General features: G+C 44.9%; 15 protein-coding genes. 4 read left to right on the top strand and 11 right to left on the bottom strand.

All coding sequences use genetic code 11. The features are described from left to right. Window positions 1–130: 130 nt before the first annotated feature. The 4 genes from AC6R00_RS01720 to AC6R00_RS01705 all read right to left on the bottom strand — a co-directional run bounded on the left by AC6R00_RS01720 (window position 131) and on the right by AC6R00_RS01705 (window position 3,695). Complete coding sequence (locus tag AC6R00_RS01720) at window positions 131–1,162, bottom strand: hypothetical protein (RefSeq protein ID WP_500639146.1); 1,032 nt, start codon at window positions 1,160–1,162, stop codon at window positions 131–133. A 148-nt stretch (window positions 1,163–1,310) separates the two neighbouring features. Beyond that, a complete protein-coding gene (locus AC6R00_RS01715; RefSeq protein WP_069666170.1) occupies window positions 1,311–1,979 on the bottom strand; it encodes a YiaD family glycine zipper/OmpA-like lipoprotein in 669 nt (222 codons plus the stop codon). A gap of 144 nt (window positions 1,980–2,123) precedes the next feature. Then, window positions 2,124–2,807 (bottom strand): DUF2786 domain-containing protein, encoded by a 684-nt coding sequence (locus AC6R00_RS01710; protein ID WP_486786208.1) that lies wholly within the window; start codon window positions 2,805–2,807, stop codon window positions 2,124–2,126. A 204-nt stretch (window positions 2,808–3,011) separates the two neighbouring features. After that, on the bottom strand, window positions 3,012–3,695 hold the full coding sequence (locus AC6R00_RS01705) for a DUF3334 family protein (protein WP_004742872.1): 684 nt from the start codon (window positions 3,693–3,695) through the stop codon (window positions 3,012–3,014). Between the two features lie 204 nt (window positions 3,696–3,899). Between AC6R00_RS01705 and ydiJ the strand changes: the two genes are divergently transcribed. Together ydiJ and AC6R00_RS01695 are read left to right on the top strand one after the other, a co-directional pair. Beyond that, the gene (gene ydiJ, locus AC6R00_RS01700) at window positions 3,900–6,932 is read left to right on the top strand and encodes a D-2-hydroxyglutarate dehydrogenase YdiJ (RefSeq protein WP_500639145.1); all 3,033 of its coding nucleotides are present in this window, start codon (window positions 3,900–3,902) and stop codon (window positions 6,930–6,932) included. 72 nt (window positions 6,933–7,004) lie between these two features. After that, complete coding sequence (locus tag AC6R00_RS01695; protein WP_486786206.1) at window positions 7,005–7,466, top strand: methyltransferase family protein; 462 nt, start codon at window positions 7,005–7,007, stop codon at window positions 7,464–7,466. Between the two features lie 247 nt (window positions 7,467–7,713). On the opposite strand, the gene hutU is transcribed toward AC6R00_RS01695, so the two are convergent. From hutU to hutC, 5 genes are all read right to left on the bottom strand, one after another. Beyond that, window positions 7,714–9,726, bottom strand: a complete 2,013-nt coding sequence (gene hutU, locus AC6R00_RS01690) for a urocanate hydratase (RefSeq protein WP_500639144.1) — start codon at window positions 9,724–9,726, stop codon at window positions 7,714–7,716. 14 nt (window positions 9,727–9,740) lie between these two features. Then, window positions 9,741–11,243: a histidine ammonia-lyase gene (gene hutH / locus AC6R00_RS01685; RefSeq protein ID WP_004742801.1), complete on the bottom strand. Its 1,503-nt coding sequence runs from the start codon at window positions 11,241–11,243 to the stop codon at window positions 9,741–9,743. An 89-nt stretch (window positions 11,244–11,332) separates the two neighbouring features. Beyond that, window positions 11,333–12,331 (bottom strand): formimidoylglutamase, encoded by a 999-nt coding sequence (gene hutG, locus AC6R00_RS01680; protein ID WP_425666747.1) that lies wholly within the window; start codon window positions 12,329–12,331, stop codon window positions 11,333–11,335. Then, the gene (hutI, locus tag AC6R00_RS01675) at window positions 12,324–13,502 is read right to left on the bottom strand and encodes an imidazolonepropionase (RefSeq protein WP_500639143.1); all 1,179 of its coding nucleotides are present in this window, start codon (window positions 13,500–13,502) and stop codon (window positions 12,324–12,326) included. The genes hutG and hutI overlap by 8 nt, the downstream gene beginning before the upstream one ends. A gap of 155 nt (window positions 13,503–13,657) precedes the next feature. Next, a complete protein-coding gene (gene hutC / locus AC6R00_RS01670) occupies window positions 13,658–14,368 on the bottom strand; it encodes a histidine utilization transcriptional repressor HutC (protein ID WP_004742804.1) in 711 nt (236 codons plus the stop codon). 190 nt (window positions 14,369–14,558) lie between these two features. Here hutC and AC6R00_RS01665 point away from each other — a divergent pair, with 190 nt between their 5' ends. Next, entirely contained in the window at window positions 14,559–15,302 is a 744-nt protein-coding gene (locus tag AC6R00_RS01665; RefSeq protein WP_500639142.1) for a sporulation protein, read from the top strand. Here the strand turns inward: AC6R00_RS01665 and AC6R00_RS01660 are convergent. Further along, on the bottom strand, window positions 15,299–16,273 hold the full coding sequence (locus AC6R00_RS01660) for a DUF3187 family protein (RefSeq protein ID WP_500639141.1): 975 nt from the start codon (window positions 16,271–16,273) through the stop codon (window positions 15,299–15,301). The two genes, AC6R00_RS01665 and AC6R00_RS01660, sit on opposite strands and share 4 nt — an antisense overlap. Window positions 16,274–16,380: 107 nt before the next feature. Continuing rightward, entirely contained in the window at window positions 16,381–17,154 is a 774-nt protein-coding gene (locus AC6R00_RS01655; RefSeq protein ID WP_494505081.1) for a nucleotidyltransferase family protein, read from the bottom strand. A 340-nt stretch (window positions 17,155–17,494) separates the two neighbouring features. Between AC6R00_RS01655 and AC6R00_RS01650 the strand changes: the two genes are divergently transcribed. Further along, a complete protein-coding gene (locus AC6R00_RS01650) occupies window positions 17,495–18,145 on the top strand; it encodes a thiopurine S-methyltransferase (RefSeq protein ID WP_500639140.1) in 651 nt (216 codons plus the stop codon). Window positions 18,146–18,185 lie beyond the last annotated feature (40 nt).

Below are 18,185 nucleotides of genomic sequence, written 5' to 3'. Positions count from 1 at the left end.
TGCAGATTATGACATGAATAACGGTATATGGTTAACTATTTGTTACGTGTAATGGGAGGGGGATCGATTGCGTAGCCTTGTAATTTAAGCCTTGTCTAAAATTGGAAATCTAATTACTTGGGTTTTGTAACTATTTGTTAACGTGTTTGAGTATGACTTTAAGTGCCTGATTTAGGCGCTTCATCTCTTCCTCACTTCCTTTTAGGTCTGGATGATAAACTTTAGACAACTGCTTGTAGCGAAGTTTGATCTGTTTTTCATCAGGGATCTTGGCAGGGTTAAAGCCAAACAGTGTGCAAGCGAGGGTGATTGGTTTATCTTGCGCGACAGATTGAGATTTAGTGCTCGGTTTTGTCTGAGCTTGAAGTTTTTTAATATGGCGATACATCGCCTCCATCTGGCGTTTTTGTTGCTTTAAGGTTTCATCTTTACGTCGAATTTCCCGGTCAACTTTGACTTGCTGCCTTTGGGCATCGGAATCACTGCTTTCGGTAAGCGCTCGAAGTGAGCGGTTCGTGCGCAACAGCCATATGATGAGCGCAATACACACTGCGAGCAGGCCAATTAATGCATAGATAGTGGTGCTTTGTGCTTGTCCTTGGTGGGCGAGGGACTTTGCTTTAGGGCTTAGTTCTATATCTTGATGGTCAAAGGCCACTTCTAACTGATCAATAGCCGCTACTTGCTTAGCTCTACGATTATTAAACTGCTGTTCAAGTACCCGAGCATAATCTTTCTCTGCATCTGGGTTCTCTTTCGCGGCTTGTTCATACCAAAGCTCCGCTAGATCCAGGTTGTCAGGCTGCTCTTTTACTTGCTCGTACAACTGGCCAAGTAATAATGGAGCTTGTTTGTCACCGGATATTGCAGCTTTGCTAAGCCAAAATATCGCATTCTCGATATCTACCTTTGTGCCAAGGCCTTTATAGTAAGCACGTCCTAGGTTTGCTGCTGCGGAATCACTCCCATTGTTCGCTGCTTGTTGATACCAGTAGAAAGCTTCTGAGTCAGACTGAGTCACCCCTTGCCCTTTCTGGTATCTATCTGCGAGCTCCAACTGAGCGTGGACATTGTTATTCTGAGCGCTTTGTGTGAGCTCTTCTACTGTTTGAGCAAAACTCACTGAAGAGTAAACAAGTAGTAGAAGGGATAGGATTCGCAAATCAGCCTCTAGTCACTAGGATAAAAGTGGTTGTATTTGCTAAGTATATCAATTAGCCAGAAAAAATAGACAATTATTGTCTCGAATCGATATTACGAATAAAAAAATGGCTTCCTTGGAAGCCATTTTTGCAACGATCTCGCCAAGATTATTTTAGCGGTAAGATCTGAATTTCTACGCGTCGATTGCAAGCTCGACCTTCTGAAGTACTGTTAGTACAAAGCGGGTATCGTTCACCATTGCCGCGAGCAACTGCTCGACCTGCTGCAACACCCTGTGAAACTAGGTAAGAACGTACTGATTCAGCGCGACGCTCTGACAAGATTTGGTTGGTTGTATCGCTACCTGTACTGTCAGTATGGCCATCAATAACAAGGCTAGTATCTGGGTACTCAACCAAGATTCTTGCTACGCCACGCAAGGTTTTATGAATGCTAGGGTCAAGTTGATAAGAGCTTGTTTGGAAGCCAATGCCGTTTTCTAGACGAAGCAATAACTGATTTTCTCCAACGCGCTCTACTTGCACACCAGAGTCCATAAGTTCTTTGCGTAGTGCGGCTTCTTGTTGGTCAAAGTAGTAACCGATACCGCCACCGACAGCGGCACCACCCGCAGCACCGATCAGCGCGTGTTGTCGACGCTCTGTTGCATCATCACCGGTTGCTAAGCCAACAGCAGCACCTGCGATGGCGCCGATAAGTGCACCTTGGGTTGCTGAGTTGGTTTCGGTTTCGCCAGTGGTTGCGTTTTGGCGCTGTGTGGCTTGGCACCCAGAAAGGGCTATTGCGATGGCTAAAGCAGCCGTAATCTTCTTCACGATAACATCTCCGTGTATCATTATTATTGCCAGACAAGGTTAGTCTGGGTCTCGAATGCCATGAATTAAACCGATGGCATTCGCTATGTCAACGCGGAAAAGATTAATTTACTGAATATTAACGGTGGGTGAACAAAGCTTGCTCTATCTGAGCATTTTTGGTGCTTGTGCCCCATCTATAGGACGGTTAACTGAGACGGTACGACCTTTCTTTAAACCGACTTCATAATCTTCGGTTAAGTTCTTCATCGCTTCTCTGAGTTGTTGTTTGAATGTCTCTCGGTCGATGTTTTTGAACTCTTTATCGATGTAGTCATCAATTTTTTTCGCCGAATCTTCATCAGGGCTGATGATCGGTAACTTTTCTAAAGCCCCTTCAACCCAGCCTGAAAGGAAAGAGTTTACTCGTCGAGTGACCTCTGTTGTTGGTGTGCCGGAGCCTGAAAAACCATTGCGGAAACGACCAGTTTGTTCATTCATTTCACGATAGACAATATCAAACGCAAAAGCTGCGAAGATGGCACGGTCAGCTTCACCAATGAACTCTACACGTTTCAAACCTTTGTGATTGAGTAAAACGGCTTCGACGCCAAATTTCGTGTTAATGCCGCGAATAATTCTAAGCAGATTTGAACCAACGTTGGCTGGCAGGAGGTGAGTCGATTGGGTTTTGCCCATCTTGATAAACTCAATATCGTCTTTATCGAGGCCGTACTTAAGCATCAAGCGATGAGCCATCTTGATTGCATTCGCCGCTTCGTTAACGTTAGCAGAGTTACCAAGTTCTAAACATTTCGCAATTTTCTTAAGGGCTTTTTGTTTATCCATCGACCGCTTCAAATCTCACTAATTTAGCAAAGTCGGACATTTTACCGTTTTCTGGTTAAAAACGGAAATGAGTTGTCGTTATAAGGCGCTCAGTCAGGATAATGAGAATAGAGAATAGAGAATAGAGAATAGAGAATAGAGAATAGAGAATAGAGAATGCCATCGAACTGTCGACGGCATTCCATTAGCAAGAGTGAGGTTACGCTAGATACCTAGTTCATCCAGCAGGTCATTGGCATTACTGTCTTGCTTCTCTTCCTTTTTGTCGTTTTTCGCTTTCATCTTTTGTTGAGTTTGCTCCAAGATATCATCAGGGCACTCATCTTCCGTCGCTTCAAACTCTTCTAGCTGAATGAACTCCGTTTTGTCCATTGCTAGCTCTAGGTAGAAAATATTGCCTTGCTCGGTAGAGAAGGTCACACGGCGCGCCTGAGGACGATCAAGATTGGTATCGACCGATAGGTTCACCTGTTTGTTCAAAGAAAGCATTTTCGGTTGGTTTTGCGTGATGTGAGTATGAAGGTCTTTGCGCACTTGGTTAGTAAAGTGACCGACCAATTGGTTCATAAGCTCACCCAATACATCCGCCACTTCATCAGAAGTATGCAGAGTCGCAAGCTCTTCTTCAGGCATACCCATGTTGCGCATGTAGTTTGTGTACACCTCAAGCGCAGCTTTAGAAGTGAAGTTGATAACGACTAGACCTGAAAATCCACCATCAAATAGTACAAAGCAGCCGAAATCAGGCTTAAGGCTTGTTTTCGTAATCTTCTGTACCATAGCTGAGTATGAAATTTGCGAGCTTGTCGCAGAGGTTAAAACGCCAGAAACGGACTGGCACAATTTCAAAAGAATATCTTCTGTTGTGATGACTTTATTTTTTTTCATTGATGACTCGCTCATAAGAGACACTTAAAGTTTGTCCAATAATTCTAAGTGTGGGAAAAAAATGCGATAAGTTCCATTCTGACACTGCATTTCTGTTTTGATCACCCTTTTAAATGTTGTAAAGTGACCTGATTCAAATAATAGTTTTTAAACTGAAGTGAACCCACTGCTGATTGGATCAGCGTAGTAGGGGGCAGGAAGCAAATGTTACCAAGATTACATTCACAGTCGGATGTTGATCCGATCGTACTCACCTTTCTCGAAGAACTTAAAGCCGCCGGATTTAGCGGTGACATCGAAAGCCAGTTTTCTAGCCGCTTAGCTGTCTCCACTGATAACAGCGTCTACCAAGAGTTACCTCAAGCGGTCGTGCATCCCAGAACCACCGAAGATGTATCACTTATAGGTAAGCTTAGTACTCAATCGCAGTATGAACGAATCAAGTTTTCTCCTCGTGGAGGCGGCACAGGTACCAACGGACAGTCCCTGACGAAGGGCGTCGTAGTTGACCTGTCTCGTCATATGAATAAGGTTTTGGAGATCAATGAGAAAGAAGGTTGGGTTCGCGTACAAACGGGTATTGTTAAGGATCAACTTAACGATGCAATAAGACCGTTTGGTTACTTCTTCTCTCCAGATTTGTCGACCAGTAACCGCGCGACTTTGGGCGGTATGATCAACACCGATGCCTCTGGCCAGGGTTCACTTAAGTACGGTAAAACATCGGACCATGTACTTTCGCTGCAAGCTGTGTTTGCTGATGGCTCATGCTTAGAGTCAGATTTATCGAAAGGCATGCCGCAGGAAGGCGAGTATGCATTTGAAGCATTTCACGTTACCGAAAAGGTATGTCGCGAGAAACGATCTCAAATTGAAGCGAAGTTTCCTCCTCTTAATCGATTTTTAACGGGATACGATCTAAAAAACGCGCTCGATACCGACGCAGACAAGTTTGATTTAACCCGTGTGCTGTGTGGCGCGGAAGGTTCACTCGCGTTTATCACTGAAGCAAAACTCAATCTCACGCCAATCCCCAAAGCTCGAACTTTAGTTAATGTTAAGTACAACAGTTTTGACTCTGCACTGCGAAACGCCCCCTTTATGGTTGAAGCGAATGCGCTCTCAGTAGAAACCGTTGACTCTCGGGTACTTAACTTAGCCAAGCAAGATATTGTTTGGCACACAGTGAGTGACCTTTTGACCGACGTTCCTGGCAAAGATATGCAAGGGATCAATATGGTCGAGTTTGCTGGTCAAGATGTACAGGAAGTCGAGCTGCAGGTAAAAGCGTTAACTGCGCGCCTAGAAAGTATGCTAGAGAACAATGAAGCCGGCATCATCGGTTATCAAGTCTGTAGCGATGTTGCTAGCATAGGTCGTATTTACAATATGCGTAAAAAGGCCGTTGGCTTGCTAGGTGCGGCAAAAGGACGAGCGAAACCCGTCGCCTTTGCGGAAGACACGTGTGTTCCACCAGAAAACCTTGCCGACTTTATTGCGGAGTTCCGTGAACTGCTTGATGCGAAATCGTTGAACTACGGCATGTTTGGCCATGTTGATGCAGGTGTTCTCCACGTTCGCCCGGCGCTTGATCTATGCGATCCGAAACAAGAAAGCTTGATGCATGAAATTTCCGACGAAGTGGTTAAGCTGGTGGCGAAATATGGTGGCTTAATGTGGGGGGAGCACGGTAAGGGTTATCGCTCAGAGTATGGGCCAGAGTTTTTCGGCGAAGAGCTATTTACAGAGTTACGCAGAGTAAAAGCGGCTTTCGACCCTCACAATAAGATGAATCCGGGTAAGATCTGTACACCGCTTGAAAGTACAGAAGAGTTAGTAAAAGTAACCGATACTAAGCGCGGATATTACGATCGTCAGATTGATGTTCAAGTTCGCGATAGTTTTAAACAAGCCATGGAATGTAATGGTAATGGCTTGTGCTTCAACTACGACACTTCCTCTCCAATGTGTCCTTCAATGAAGGTGACAGCCGACCGACGACATTCGCCAAAAGGGCGAGCAGGTCTAGTTCGAGAGTGGCTTCGTCAATTAACTGAGCAAGGAATCGATATCCTTGATCTTGAGAAGCAGGCACTGGAAGAAAGCTCGTCAATCAAAACCATGATTGATCGCGTGCGAAATAACCTCAATAAGCGACATGAGTATGACTTTTCTCATGAAGTTTATGAGGCAATGAACGGCTGTCTCGCGTGTAAAGCGTGTGCGAGCCAATGTCCAATTAAAGTGGATGTTCCAAGCTTCCGTTCTCGATTCCTTAATATCTATTACTCTCGTTATCAGCGTCCCGCTAAGGATTATTTGGTCGCGAACATTGAGTCTATGCTTCCTGTATTGGCGAAAGCGCCGAAACTGGTTAACGGTGCGTTAAAGCAAAAGTGGGTGCAAGACTTAACCGCTAAATCAGTAGGTTATGTTGACTCACCTTTACTCTCAGTGCCAACTTTAGCCAAGAGACTAACGTCGCTTAAGTCATTTGATCTACAAGATCTCGCGGCGCTATCGAAAGATGACAAAGCGAATCATGTTGTCATCGTTCAAGACCCATTTACTAGCTACTATGATGCGCAGGTTGTCGAAGATTTTGCTTCTTTGGTGACTAAGTTGGGCAAGACCCCGGTATTGCTACCATTTAAACCCAATGGTAAAGCGCAGCATGTGAAAGGCTTCTTAAAACAATTCGCCGTAAATGCGAAAAGTACCGCTGCCTTTTTACAGCAGGTTGCTGATATTGGGATCCCGTTAGTAGGCGTAGACCCTGCGTTAGTGCTCTGCTATCGCGATGAATACCAAGAGGTGTTAGGTGATAAGCGTGGCGATTTCCAAGTCCTCACTGTTCATGAATGGCTTGAGCCTAAGTTGAGCGAGATGGATAAGCAGCCATCAAATGGCCAAGAGCCTTGGTATCTATTTGCTCACTGTACCGAAAAAACCAAGATGCCAAATGCTGAAAAGGAGTGGGGGGCAATATTCGCTCATTTTGGGGCTCGGCTTGATACCGTACCTGTTGGTTGTTGCGGTATGGCCGGGACCTTTGGTCATGAAGTCGATAAGCTGCAAATGTCGAAAGATATTTACGGATTGAGTTGGAAACCTCGACTGCAAGACTTACCTAAGGAGCGCTGCTTGATTACCGGCTACTCTTGCCGAAGTCAAGTCAAGCGTTTCGAAGATGTAAAGGTTCAGCATCCACTGCAAGCGCTATTGCAAATTATCTAAAAATTAAATAGCTCAGCCGATACGGCTGAGCTATTTTGTATACAGTAGACCTCTGTTTGTTAAGGAATATCAATGGATAAGCTAGAAAGGAAGATTCCGCCCGTTGCTCTCTTTTTGTTGTTCTTTGTGGTGATCAATCATATTAGTCATGAACTTCTCGCATTTAAGGTCGGTTTGCCATTGAATTCGATTGTTTTCGGGCTGTGCTTTTTAGCGGCAGGCATTGCGGGCTTAGGTGGGGTGTATGAGTTTAAGCGCGCTAAAACGACGGTAAATCCAATCAAAGTCGAAAACGCTTCATCAGTAGTCGACTCAGGAATCTTCGGCTACAGCCGCAATCCAATGTATCTGGGCTTATTTCTGTTGCTATTTGGTTTCGCCTATTGGCAACAGAACCTACTCGCGATTGTGTTTAGTTTCGGTTTTGTCTGGTATATGAATCGTTTTCAAATACGACCCGAAGAACGCGCTTTAGAGTCTCTGTTTGGTGCCGAATATTTAGATTACAAACAGCGAGTTAGGCGCTGGATTTAGAACTTTTATCGTTCTCGAAGCGGCCATTGAAGCGGCTCGCGCATGGCCATATGGTATCGAGTGACGTTCAAAGCGCGATTTATTTGGTCGTGAGGAAGTTTATGAACTCGAATTTGAGTGCTCAACAAGCGTCAAAAGTTCTTGCGAATTCAATCGCTTTTCTTAAGTAACTCGTGAGCGTTTGGTTCTTCTTGTTTAGATACACATGCTACGCCCATAGTTTGGACGTAGCATGTGATTTTGAAGGTTAAATCGCTAAGTCATCAATAATTTGATCGTCAACCAAATTAGCGAGAGTTACTTTTAGCTTAGGTGTTCTATCCATTTCGCGCTTAATGGCAAAGTTGGCCTCTTCATTGCGAGCCCAGCTGCGTCTAGCGATGCCGTTGTTAACATCAAATAGAAGCATGGATTGAAGCTTGCGCTCCGCGTCACTGCTGCCATCAAGCAGCATACCAAAGCCACCATTGATAACTTCACCCCAGCCTACGCCACCACCGTTATGGATTGAAACCCAAGTGGCACCGCGGAAGCTATCGCCAATCACATTGTGAATGGCCATGTCAGCAGTAAAGCGACTACCGTCATAGATATTTGACGTCTCTCTAAATGGAGAGTCTGTACCACTGACATCATGATGATCTCGTCCTAGGACTACAGGGCCAATTTCGCCTCGATTAATGGCATCATTAAACGCTTTCGCAATTTCCATTCTACCTTGAGCATCGGCATACAGGATCCTTGCTTGTGACCCTACGACTAACTTATTGGCTTTGGCGTCATTGATCCAAGTAATATTGTCCTGCATCTGTTGCTGGATCTCAGCAGGAGAGCTTTGCATAATATTACTTAAAACTTGTGCCGCTATTTCATCTGTTTTGTCGAGATCTTCCGGTTTACCGGAGGTACAAACCCAACGGAATGGACCAAAGCCATAGTCAAAGCACATTGGCCCCAAAATATCCTGCACGTAAGAAGGGTACTTAAAATCAATACCGTTTGCTGCCATAACATCAGCGCCTGCACGCGAGGCTTCTAACAAGAAGGCATTACCATAGTCAAAGAAGTAAGTTCCTTTCTCAGTATGCTTGTTGACGGCGGCACCATGGCGTCTTAATGTCGCTTGTACTTTTTCTTTGAATACGTCCGGTTCTTCTCTAATCAAACGATTAGACTCTTCGTAGCTAATATCAACTGGATAGTAGCCGCCAGACCAAGGGTTATGCAGTGACGTTTGGTCTGAGCCTAAGTGAACAAAGATCTCTTCTTCTAGGAACGATTCCCAAACCTCAACCACATTACCGATATAGGCAATAGAGACGACCTCTTCGTTGGCTTGAGCTACTCTGACGCGCTTAATCAGCTCAGGCATATCATCGATGAGTTCATCAACCCAGCCTTGTTGATGTCGTTTAGTCGCGGCATTAGGGTTAACTTCGGCACAAACAGTAATACACTTAGCAATGTTACCTGCTTTGGGTTGTGCTCCACTCATGCCACCTAAACCAGCGGTAAGGAATATTTTGCCCTTAGCTTGTTCACCTGCTTTTAACACCTTGCGGAAAGCGTTCATAACGGTAATCGTTGTGCCATGAACAATCCCTTGAGGGCCAATATACATAAATGAACCAGCTGTCATTTGACCATACTGAGTCACGCCCAACGCATTGAATTTTTCCCAATCGTCTGGCTTAGAATAGTTCGGGATCATCATACCATTGGTGACGACAACACGAGGGGCTTCTGGTGAAGAAGGAAATAACCCCATCGGATGGCCTGAGTACAGGTGCAAGGTTTGATCGCTCTCCATCTCACTGAGGTATTTCATTGCCAACAGGTATTGCGCCCAGTTTTGAAAAACAGCCCCATTGCCACCATAAGTGATAAGCTCTTCTGGGTGTTGGGCAACCGCTGGATCAAGGTTGTTATCGATCATCAACATAATGGCGGCAGCTTGCTGGCATTTTGCTGGATAGTCGCTTATTGCTCGCGCTTTCATTAAGTAATTCGGCTTAAAGCGATACATATAAATGCGGCCAAAGGCATTTAACTCTTGCGCAAACTCATGCGCAAGCTCTTGGTGCCATGCCTTGGGAAAGTATCTAAGGGCATTGCGAATGGCGAGTTGTTTCTCTTCTGTGCTGAGAATATCTTTACGCTTGGGCGCACGGTTAACATTCACCGGATAAGGTTTTGCCGGTGGCAGCTGCTCAGGGATCCCCTGTTTAATTTGTTCTTGAAAGCTAAGTTCAAAAGTCATCATTTACTCCAAAATTAAGCGTCAAAACTCACAGTGAAAGCTTGGGATTTCACTAACTCTACCATCGCGTCAATATCAGGTTTCAATAGCCTATCTTCTTCGAGCTTAGCGACTTTAGTGCGGATCAATTCGAAGTTTTTCTCAATAAGATCAGAGCAACGATTAGGTCTTCTGAATTCCAGTGCTTGAGCGGCATACATGAGCTCAATGGCAAGAATCTTATCCAAGTTGCCTAAGATTTGATTGAGTTTTCTACCTGAAATACTGCCCATCGAGACATGGTCTTCTTGGCCCATTGAGGTAGGTACGCTATCAGCTGATGGAGGGAAACAGAGTGATTTATTTTCTGTTACTAGTGCTGCTGTCGCATACTGAGGGATCATCATGCCTGAATTGAGACCACCTGCTAAAGTCAATAGACGCGGTAAACCATGAAGCCCTTCTAATAAAAGATAACAACGACGATCAGCAATATTGCCAAGTTCTGCAGCCGCAATCGCCGCATAATCGAGAACCATAGCTAATGGCTGCCCATGGAAGCTGCCACCAGAAATGGCTTCTTCGCTACTGATAACAATCGGATTGTCGGTCACTGAGTTCATCTCGATTTCAACAAGTTCTTCTAAGTGATAGTAGGCATTACGAGAAGCGCCGTGAACTTGCGGAATACAACGCAGCGAATAAGGGTCTTGCACGCGACCACAGTTACCATGAGAGGCCATGTTTTGAGAGTCTTTAAGCAGTCTTCTCATACGCGCTGCGACTTCTAAGTTGCCAACAAAAGCTCGCGTTTGGTGTAGTTCGTCTCTGAACGGTGATTCACTACCTTGCATTCCTTCAATACTCATAGCGCCAGCGACGTCTGCAAGATCTAACAGGTAACGCATTTTTGTTAATGCAGTAATGGCATGGGATAGAATAAATTGAGTACCATTAATTAAGGCTAAACCTTCTTTTGCATGCAGCTCCAATGGTTCTAACCCATTGGCCTCAAGTACAGCCTTGGCAGACTTTATCTGATCATCCTGCCAGAATTCACCTTCGCCTATCAGTGGTAAAAAGAGGTGTGATAGAGGCGCTAAATCGCCAGATGCACCCACAGAGCCCTGTTCAGGGACAACCGGAATGAGGTCCAATTCGAGGAAAGTAAGCATACGCTCTACCACTTCCAAGCGTATACCAGAGAAACCTTGGCTAAGGGCATGAACTTTGGTGATTAGCATTAACTTAGAAATTGCTTTTTCGATCGGTTCGCCGACACCAACCGCATGGGTGATAAGCAGATTTTTTTGCAGTAAATGCGTTTCTTGTGGTGATATCTGCGTATCGCACAGCGGCCCAAAACCGGTGTTAATGCCATAAATTGCTTTATCAGAGTTGGCCATCTTATCTACATTGGCACGGCTGACATTAATTTTTGTTAAGGCTTCAGGGCACAGTTTTGCTTTGATGTGTCCATTCGCGATGCCGTTTACAGTATCAAGATCTAAACGATCAACACCGTATCTAAACGTCATGGTAAGGCTCCTTGTGGTTCACGTTATCCAGACAAACAAAGGGCTAGGGCGCCATCTCGCGCCTATCATTGCCACTGAGTTCTGGGTAGTTATTTTTCGGAGAAAGCGTTCGCAATATCCCAACAAAGACGTGCGGCTAACCGAGCGGTTTGGCTGTCTACGTCATAGGTCGGGTTGTACTCTGCGATATCTGCGATCACCAGTTTTTGCTTGTAATGTAAGATTCTGTCGATGAATGGAGCGAGCATATCAATGCTGACTCCTCTGGCGGCTGGCGCGCTCACCCCCGGCGCAGTAGCTGCAGGGAAAACATCTAAATCAATGGTGAGGTAGATGTAGTCACAGTTGTCGATAAAGTGCTGCAACTGCGTAAGGTGATAAATATGATTTAAGTGTGCGAGGTCTTTGTCTTCGATATACCAAACGCCAAGTTCGTCGGCGCGTTGGAACAGAGCCTCGGTATTGCTTGCTCGGCTGACACCTAGGCAGGCGTAATGGAATGGCCACTCTTTTTTGGCACAATAGTGCTGGATTTGGTTAAAAGGTGTGCCTGAGCTAGGTTTGATTTCCGTCTGATCACATTCAAATGCTCTCAAGTCGAAATGAGCGTCAAAGTTAATGATGCCTATCTTTGGTGGTTTTGCTGGATTGAGATACTCAAAATATTGCGCCAAGCCCTGAAATGATGCCCATGCAACTTCGTGACCTCCACCTAAAGTGATAACCGGTGTGGATTTAAGCGCTGTCGCAATTACGTTGGCACAGTGAGATTGGCTTTGTTCTAGTTGGTCGTCATCGCAGACAACGTTGCCCAAATCAATTAATGCGCTTTCTCTATGCCAAGCCATGTTTGCCAGTGCGCGGCGAATCAAATCTGGCGCTCTTTTCGCACCGATGCGCCCCTTGTTACGAGCAACCCCCGCATCACTGCAGAAACCAAGCAGGCTAACGGCATTTCTATAGGGCTGAAGCTCATCGACTTGAATCTGTTTGATGACATGATGGACACGCTTTCCTAACGCTCCATCTTCTGCATCGTGACGACCTTGCCAATGAAATTCTTGGTTGGTGGTTAATTGATTAGACATCATCGAGCTCTCCAGCAACAAGGCGAGCCGATAATCTAGGCGCACCTTGGAAATAGCTAAACTCGGCAGGGTGAGTCACATCCCAGATTGCGAGATCAGCATCAAACCCTTGTTTTATCTGACCTCTGCTCTCACCATAACCGATGGCTTGAGCTGCATGATTGGTTACGCCACGTAAGGTTTCCTCTGGTGTTAATCCAAATAACGTGCAACCCATATTCATCATCATAGTCAAGTCTGCAAATGGTGATGTGCCAGGGTTCAAATCAGTAGCAATTGCCATTGGTATTTTGTGCTGACGTAGTAACTCGATGGGTGGTAACTGTGTCTCTCTTAGAAAGTAGAATGCACCAGGAAGCAGCGTGGCTACGGTATTCGACTGAGCCAATGCAATAACGCCATTTTCATCTAAAAACTCTATGTGATCAGCGGATAAACCATCGTATTTTGCAGTCAACGCCGTGCCACCTAAATTAGACAGTTGTTCGGTGTGTCCTTTAATCGCAAGTCCATTATCAATCGCAGCTCGATAGACTTTTTCAGTTTGAGCCAAATTGAAACCGATGGACTCACAGAAAACATCGACACTCGTCGCGAGATTCTCTTGCGCGGCAGCAGGGATTATTTCTTGGCAGACCGTTTCAATGTAGTCGTCAGCGCGACCTGAATACTCGGGAGGAAGAGCATGTGCCGCGAGTAACGTTGTAGAAACGCGGATCTTTCTGTGTGCTTCCAACGCCTTCGCTGCGCGAAGCATTTTTAGTTCGTCATTAAGGGTCAATCCATAACCAGATTTCACTTCCACTGAAGTGACACCTGATTGAATTAGGCCGTCCAAACGCGGTAATGCCAATTCCGTGAGTTGTTGTTCACTTGCTTCACGAGTCGCACGCACTGTAGAGAGAATGCCCCCGCCTTGTTTTGCGATTTCTTGATACGGCACACCTTGGAGGCGCATTTCGAATTCGTTGGCGCGACTGCCTGCGAAAATGAGATGGGTATGGCAATCAATAAAGCCCGGAGTGACAAGCTTACCTTTACAGTCATAGCAGTTAACAGAAGTGCTTAGCTCACTGCTTAACGATTCTTGCGTAATCGACTGAATGCGTCCGTCTTTGATATAGATATTGCAAAGCGGTGACACTGAGTAACCGTCGCTCCCCTCGGTCATTGTGACTATCTTTGCATTTACTAATATCAAGTCGCTTGTAAGGCTCATAATCTATACTCGGATTTAAATGTATATACAAATATAGTTTCAAGTATAGATTTTGATCAAGCCTCATGTTGCGAAAATGTGATCGGTAAAAAGTATGAAATGCTCTATCAAAGAAGAACTTTAGAGCTTAATTTGTATCTAGCCCCAGGATGGTAGAGTAATGCGGTACTAACAAGCTTATCGTCACTCCATGTACGTCGATTAAGCAGCAGACACGGTTCATTGACTCCAAGGCGAAGTGCTGAGCGTACTGATTCATCAGCGACAATGGCTTCGACGGTATGCTCTATCGCACTTAACGGGCAGTTTTCAGATAGATATTGGTTGGGCGTGATTTGTGAAAAGTCCTGCTGCAGGTAGTTGGGAGCGTAGCTTGCATTCACCCAGCGAATCTCAAGCTGAATAGGGGACTTATCTTCAAAGTGAATGATTTCACTGTAGAAAACCGAACTTCCCAACATGACGCCTAGTTTCATCGCGACATTGTCATCAGCAGAAAGGGCGATCTGTTTGATAACCTTACTGCTGTAGGATTTCCCCCGCTGTTCTACTTCTTTAGCGATGTTTCTAATATCAAGAAGAGGGGATTCTGCTTTATCGTCAGGTGCGCAGACAAAGGTGCCTAAGCGCGGTCGCCTCACTAACCTACCTTCAGAAACCAAATCTCGAATCGCTTTGTTTACCGTCATCCTACTCACGTTAAACTGCTTGGTCAGTTCAAGTTCAGTGGTAATTCGATGACCGACAGGCCAAAAACCTTGTTCGATTTGTTCCGTAATGTAAGTTTTGATTTGTAAGTAAAGAGGCGAATTGCTCATATTTGTTCTAACTTCTTATTTGACTATACAAAAGGTTATACATTTAGTGGGTAAATGCAAGGTTCTAGGCGGTATGTAACCCTAATTTGGCGAGGTTCGCACGTTTTTAATCAGACTTAGCTACAAATGGCTTGCTAAATAGAGTGCAACAAGCAAAATCATGTGTGCAACAGAATCATAAGGATAAAATATGTTTGGAAAGTTAAAAGCTTCATTAGGAATTGGCGCGGCAAAAGTAGACACAGTGCTAGAAAGTATGTCTGTCTTTCAGGGGGAGACACTGAGGGGAACCGTACATATTCAAGGTGGTGATGTGGAACAGCAGATCGACGCGATCAATCTAAAGCTGTGTACCGAGATGAAAGTAGAGAGCGACGAAAGCACCAGCTACCAAGATTTTGTGTTAGCCAAGCTTCAAGCCGTCCAGCCATTTGTTATCCAACCCAATGAGACTAAACAGGTTCCTTTTGAGTTGCGCTTAGACGATGAAACTCCAATTACCGCATTGAATGCTCTGAAGAATCAATCTCATGTTTGGCTAGAAACAACGTTGGACATTGATTTTGCGATTGACCCTAAAGACCGTGATTTTGTTGAAGTCAAACCATTGCCTGTAGTGGCCAAGATACTATCCGCTATCGAGCAAGCGGGTTTTGGTATGGTTAAAGCAGATGTTGAAAAAGGTTTCCTGCGCGGTGGTAACTTCTCTTCGAAATCAGGTTGCTATCAGGAAATTGAGTTTCGCAATAATGGTTTCATCAACAAAAAGGAGATCGAACTTTCGTTTATTCTCGATGATGGGGTAGTGCACTGTTTAGCCGAGGTTGATCGCTCGCTAAGTATGCGTGGTGACCAGTACATCTCTTTCTCGTTGAATCGAAATGCCTCTGATTCGGAGATTGCTGCAGCGGTCAACCGCATTCTTTCGGTTTAAGCGGCTGAGCCAAAGCGATAGCGGAACGCAACACCAAAAGCGATGTCGGTACTATTATCCGCGTGGAACATGTTCTCGACTAAGGTAATTTCGACCGCTGTATTTTTGAGAGTGTAGCGGTAGCCATAGGTAAACTCGGTGGAGGGTTTTGAAAATTCTCCGCCATCATCCAATAGGCCTTGAGATGAAGCTAGTTGACCAATAAAAGTATGATTTTCAAACCACTCATAGCGGTAACTGATGCCAACTGTCCAAGTAGAGTCGCGATAGGGCATTTGAGTAAAGTCTGTAGGAGTGTCTCTAAATGTTAAGGCTACGGTAGCGTCTAGCGCATGTTTTTCTCTTACATAGCCATAATTTACCTGCACGCTCTGCTCAAAATCTGACGCGCTGAAGAGGCCATTGTCGGTGTCGTTGTAATAGAGCGAAACGCCAAGCGATATACCATGATGGTCATTAGTAAACGCTTGATATTGTATGTATCCTGTCACAGCGCTGCTCAACGTTTTGCTACGAAACCCTTCCTCTTGTACGCCGTACTCTGGCATATCGATAACAAATCGGTTCCGCTCGACATCTTCACGTCCATTTTGGTCAATACCGACAAAATCATGAAAGGCAATAGTGGGTTTATCTAGATGATTATTGGCTGCGAAGTTCCAACGGTATTGAAGGTCTATCTGCCAATTTGTGTCGAGTTGCCATTTACTGCCAATAGCAAGCTGGTTTTGGTAATAATCGAGTTCATAGGTGGCAGTCACTGCCCAAATACTAGAAATGGTACCAGCGCCATAAACTTCATATTCATCCTTATCTAAGGAAAAGCCAGAGCGCAATTGAGGGGAGTGGATATTAGTATGGAGAGGCGATTGAGTGTAGCTTTGAAGAGGGCCGTATCCGTCGTCTGCTGAGGCAAGATTTGTCGTTAGCAAAACGATCATGCTGATCAAGAGCCAGAGCTTCCCTCCCATTGTTGCCTCCAACTATATTATTATCTATTTGATAGAAATATAGTTTAAGAGGCGAGGCTTTGCTAAATCGAAAGGCTTACCTGAGTTTACAGATAAGCCCAGTAAGGTTAAGCGGCGCTAAGGTGAGTGGTGATGTATGGCTGCCAAGCATTTTGGTACAGCTCTTTAGACTCACTACGCATATTGCGAATCTGTGCGGTTTCAAACTCGCTGTAGTCACGACCTTCAATCGCAGCGGCGCGTTCGATTTTCTGAATACGCTCGTAGATGTCATGCTCTGGACCACTTTTCACGTCTGCAATCGCTTTTAGATGAAGCTGTACTTCAGCGACTAAATTTGTTTTTGGCAGCTGAACGAGAACGTTTAAGTCGCGGTATCCAGATTCCGCTGGTTTCTTAAAGCGGTTTTTAACTTTAACAATGGTTGTTTCGCGGTTAAGTACTTCATAGGCGGACATCAGGCTTTCAATGTCGTCAGCGACAATCGTTGCACGGGCTAGGTCTGTAATTCGCTCTGTTTGACCATCAAGTTCATAAGCAATCTTTTCTTTAGCACGGTCAGACGATTTAACACCAGCGAAGTAAGATTCTGTTGAAGTCAGTAGAGCAGTACTTTTACAGATGGTCTCTAGCTCTGCTTGAGCTTGATGGGCTTTGCTATAAAGTACGTCGAAATCAGTGTATGGCTGAAGTGGAGTGGTCGACATTGACTTAATGCCGTAAAGGCCGCTTAGGTTATGTTTGAATGCTTTGGAACACACTTCGTTCTGGTTAGTAGAACGGTTTTCCTCGTTACCCGGCGCGGTTGGAATAGCAGCAAATGCAGGGGCACGGCTGAGCATTAGAAGCATCAGGGCCGTAGTTCGCAAAAATAGGCTCATTCACTCTCCTTAGATGTGTAGGGCTTAGCTAAAAAGGTGTCGAAAAAAGTTTCAATCACTAGCGCTACTCATCTCTACATAGTTAATGGGGGGCACTTTGTGCGATTCCAATCGCTTTCCCATCGACCGTTGATAAAACTTTGAACAGTCTCGCATTTCCTTTGCGTTTAATTAGAGTGCAACCCTTTTCAAAGGTTCATCTTCAATGTGTAACTAAGTATATCTGATGAAAATGAACCTAATCTGAATGAAGTTTTCAGAATAGGATTGGTGAAGGGATACCACTCAGCTTCACTTTCCGATAGGCTATGCGCTACGAAGTCAGTCACAGAGAAACAAAATGAGAGACCCAGAATTTTGGCACGGTAAATGGGCGGCAAACCAGATCGGTTTTCACCTAGAAGACGTCAATCCGCTACTGATTAAATATTGGCAGGAAACGAACCCTAGCCAAGAAGACAACGTTTTTGTCCCTTTGTGTGGAAAGTCAGAAGACTTGGTATGGCTGGCAACGAAACACTCTGATGTGCAGGGAGTAGAGCTGAGCAATATTGCCGTGCGTGCTTTCTTTGCGGAACATTTTTACACGCCAATGGTGATGCCGATTAATGGTCAGCATGAGCTGTTTCAGTTTGATGAGCTATCTATCTATGTCGGTGACTACTTTACTGCGCCAATCAAGCCGGTTGATATCGTTTATGATCGCGCTTCTCTCATTGCTTTGCCAAAAGAAATGCGAGTGCAATACGTAGAAAAGATTAAGTCGCTCCTTAAACTCGGTGGGCGTATTTTGCTGGTTACTCTCGATTATGATCAAGAGTTGATGCCGGGGCCTCCATTTGCTGTCCCTGAATCTGAGGTGAGAGCGCTGTATGAGGGTTACAAGATCACTAAGCTAGAGAGCAATGAAGACGCTGAAAAGCATCCTAAGATTGCTAAACATGAATCTGCACGATTTGCTGAAGAAGTTTACTTGATTGAAGCGGTTTAAATTTAAGATAAACAAAGGCTTGGTCATTTCAAATGACCAA

This window comes from Vibrio sp. R10-SF1-ISO8 (genome assembly GCF_059833805.1).
Note: the sequence above shows the minus strand (reverse complement) of the source record. Positions and strands in the feature narration are given on the sequence as shown.

Coding starts and splice junctions, on each gene's coding strand:
- AC6R00_RS01710 (WP_486786208.1), bottom strand. CDS start 2,807: ATGGATAAACAAAAAGCCCTTAAGAAAATTGCGAAATGTTTAGAACTT.
- AC6R00_RS01705 (WP_004742872.1), bottom strand. CDS start 3,695: ATGAAAAAAAATAAAGTCATCACAACAGAAGATATTCTTTTGAAATTG.
- ydiJ (WP_500639145.1), top strand. CDS start 3,900: ATGTTACCAAGATTACATTCACAGTCGGATGTTGATCCGATCGTACTC.
- AC6R00_RS01695 (WP_486786206.1), top strand. CDS start 7,005: ATGGATAAGCTAGAAAGGAAGATTCCGCCCGTTGCTCTCTTTTTGTTG.
- hutU (WP_500639144.1), bottom strand. CDS start 9,726: ATGACTTTTGAACTTAGCTTTCAAGAACAAATTAAACAGGGGATCCCT.
- hutH (WP_004742801.1), bottom strand. CDS start 11,243: ATGACGTTTAGATACGGTGTTGATCGTTTAGATCTTGATACTGTAAAC.
- hutG (WP_425666747.1), bottom strand. CDS start 12,331: ATGTCTAATCAATTAACCACCAACCAAGAATTTCATTGGCAAGGTCGT.
- hutI (WP_500639143.1), bottom strand. CDS start 13,502: ATGACCGAGGGGAGCGACGGTTACTCAGTGTCACCGCTTTGCAATATC.
- hutC (WP_004742804.1), bottom strand. CDS start 14,368: ATGAGCAATTCGCCTCTTTACTTACAAATCAAAACTTACATTACGGAA.
- AC6R00_RS01665 (WP_500639142.1), top strand. CDS start 14,559: ATGTTTGGAAAGTTAAAAGCTTCATTAGGAATTGGCGCGGCAAAAGTA.
- AC6R00_RS01660 (WP_500639141.1), bottom strand. CDS start 16,273: ATGGGAGGGAAGCTCTGGCTCTTGATCAGCATGATCGTTTTGCTAACG.
- AC6R00_RS01655 (WP_494505081.1), bottom strand. CDS start 17,154: ATGAGCCTATTTTTGCGAACTACGGCCCTGATGCTTCTAATGCTCAGC.
- AC6R00_RS01650 (WP_500639140.1), top strand. CDS start 17,495: ATGAGAGACCCAGAATTTTGGCACGGTAAATGGGCGGCAAACCAGATC.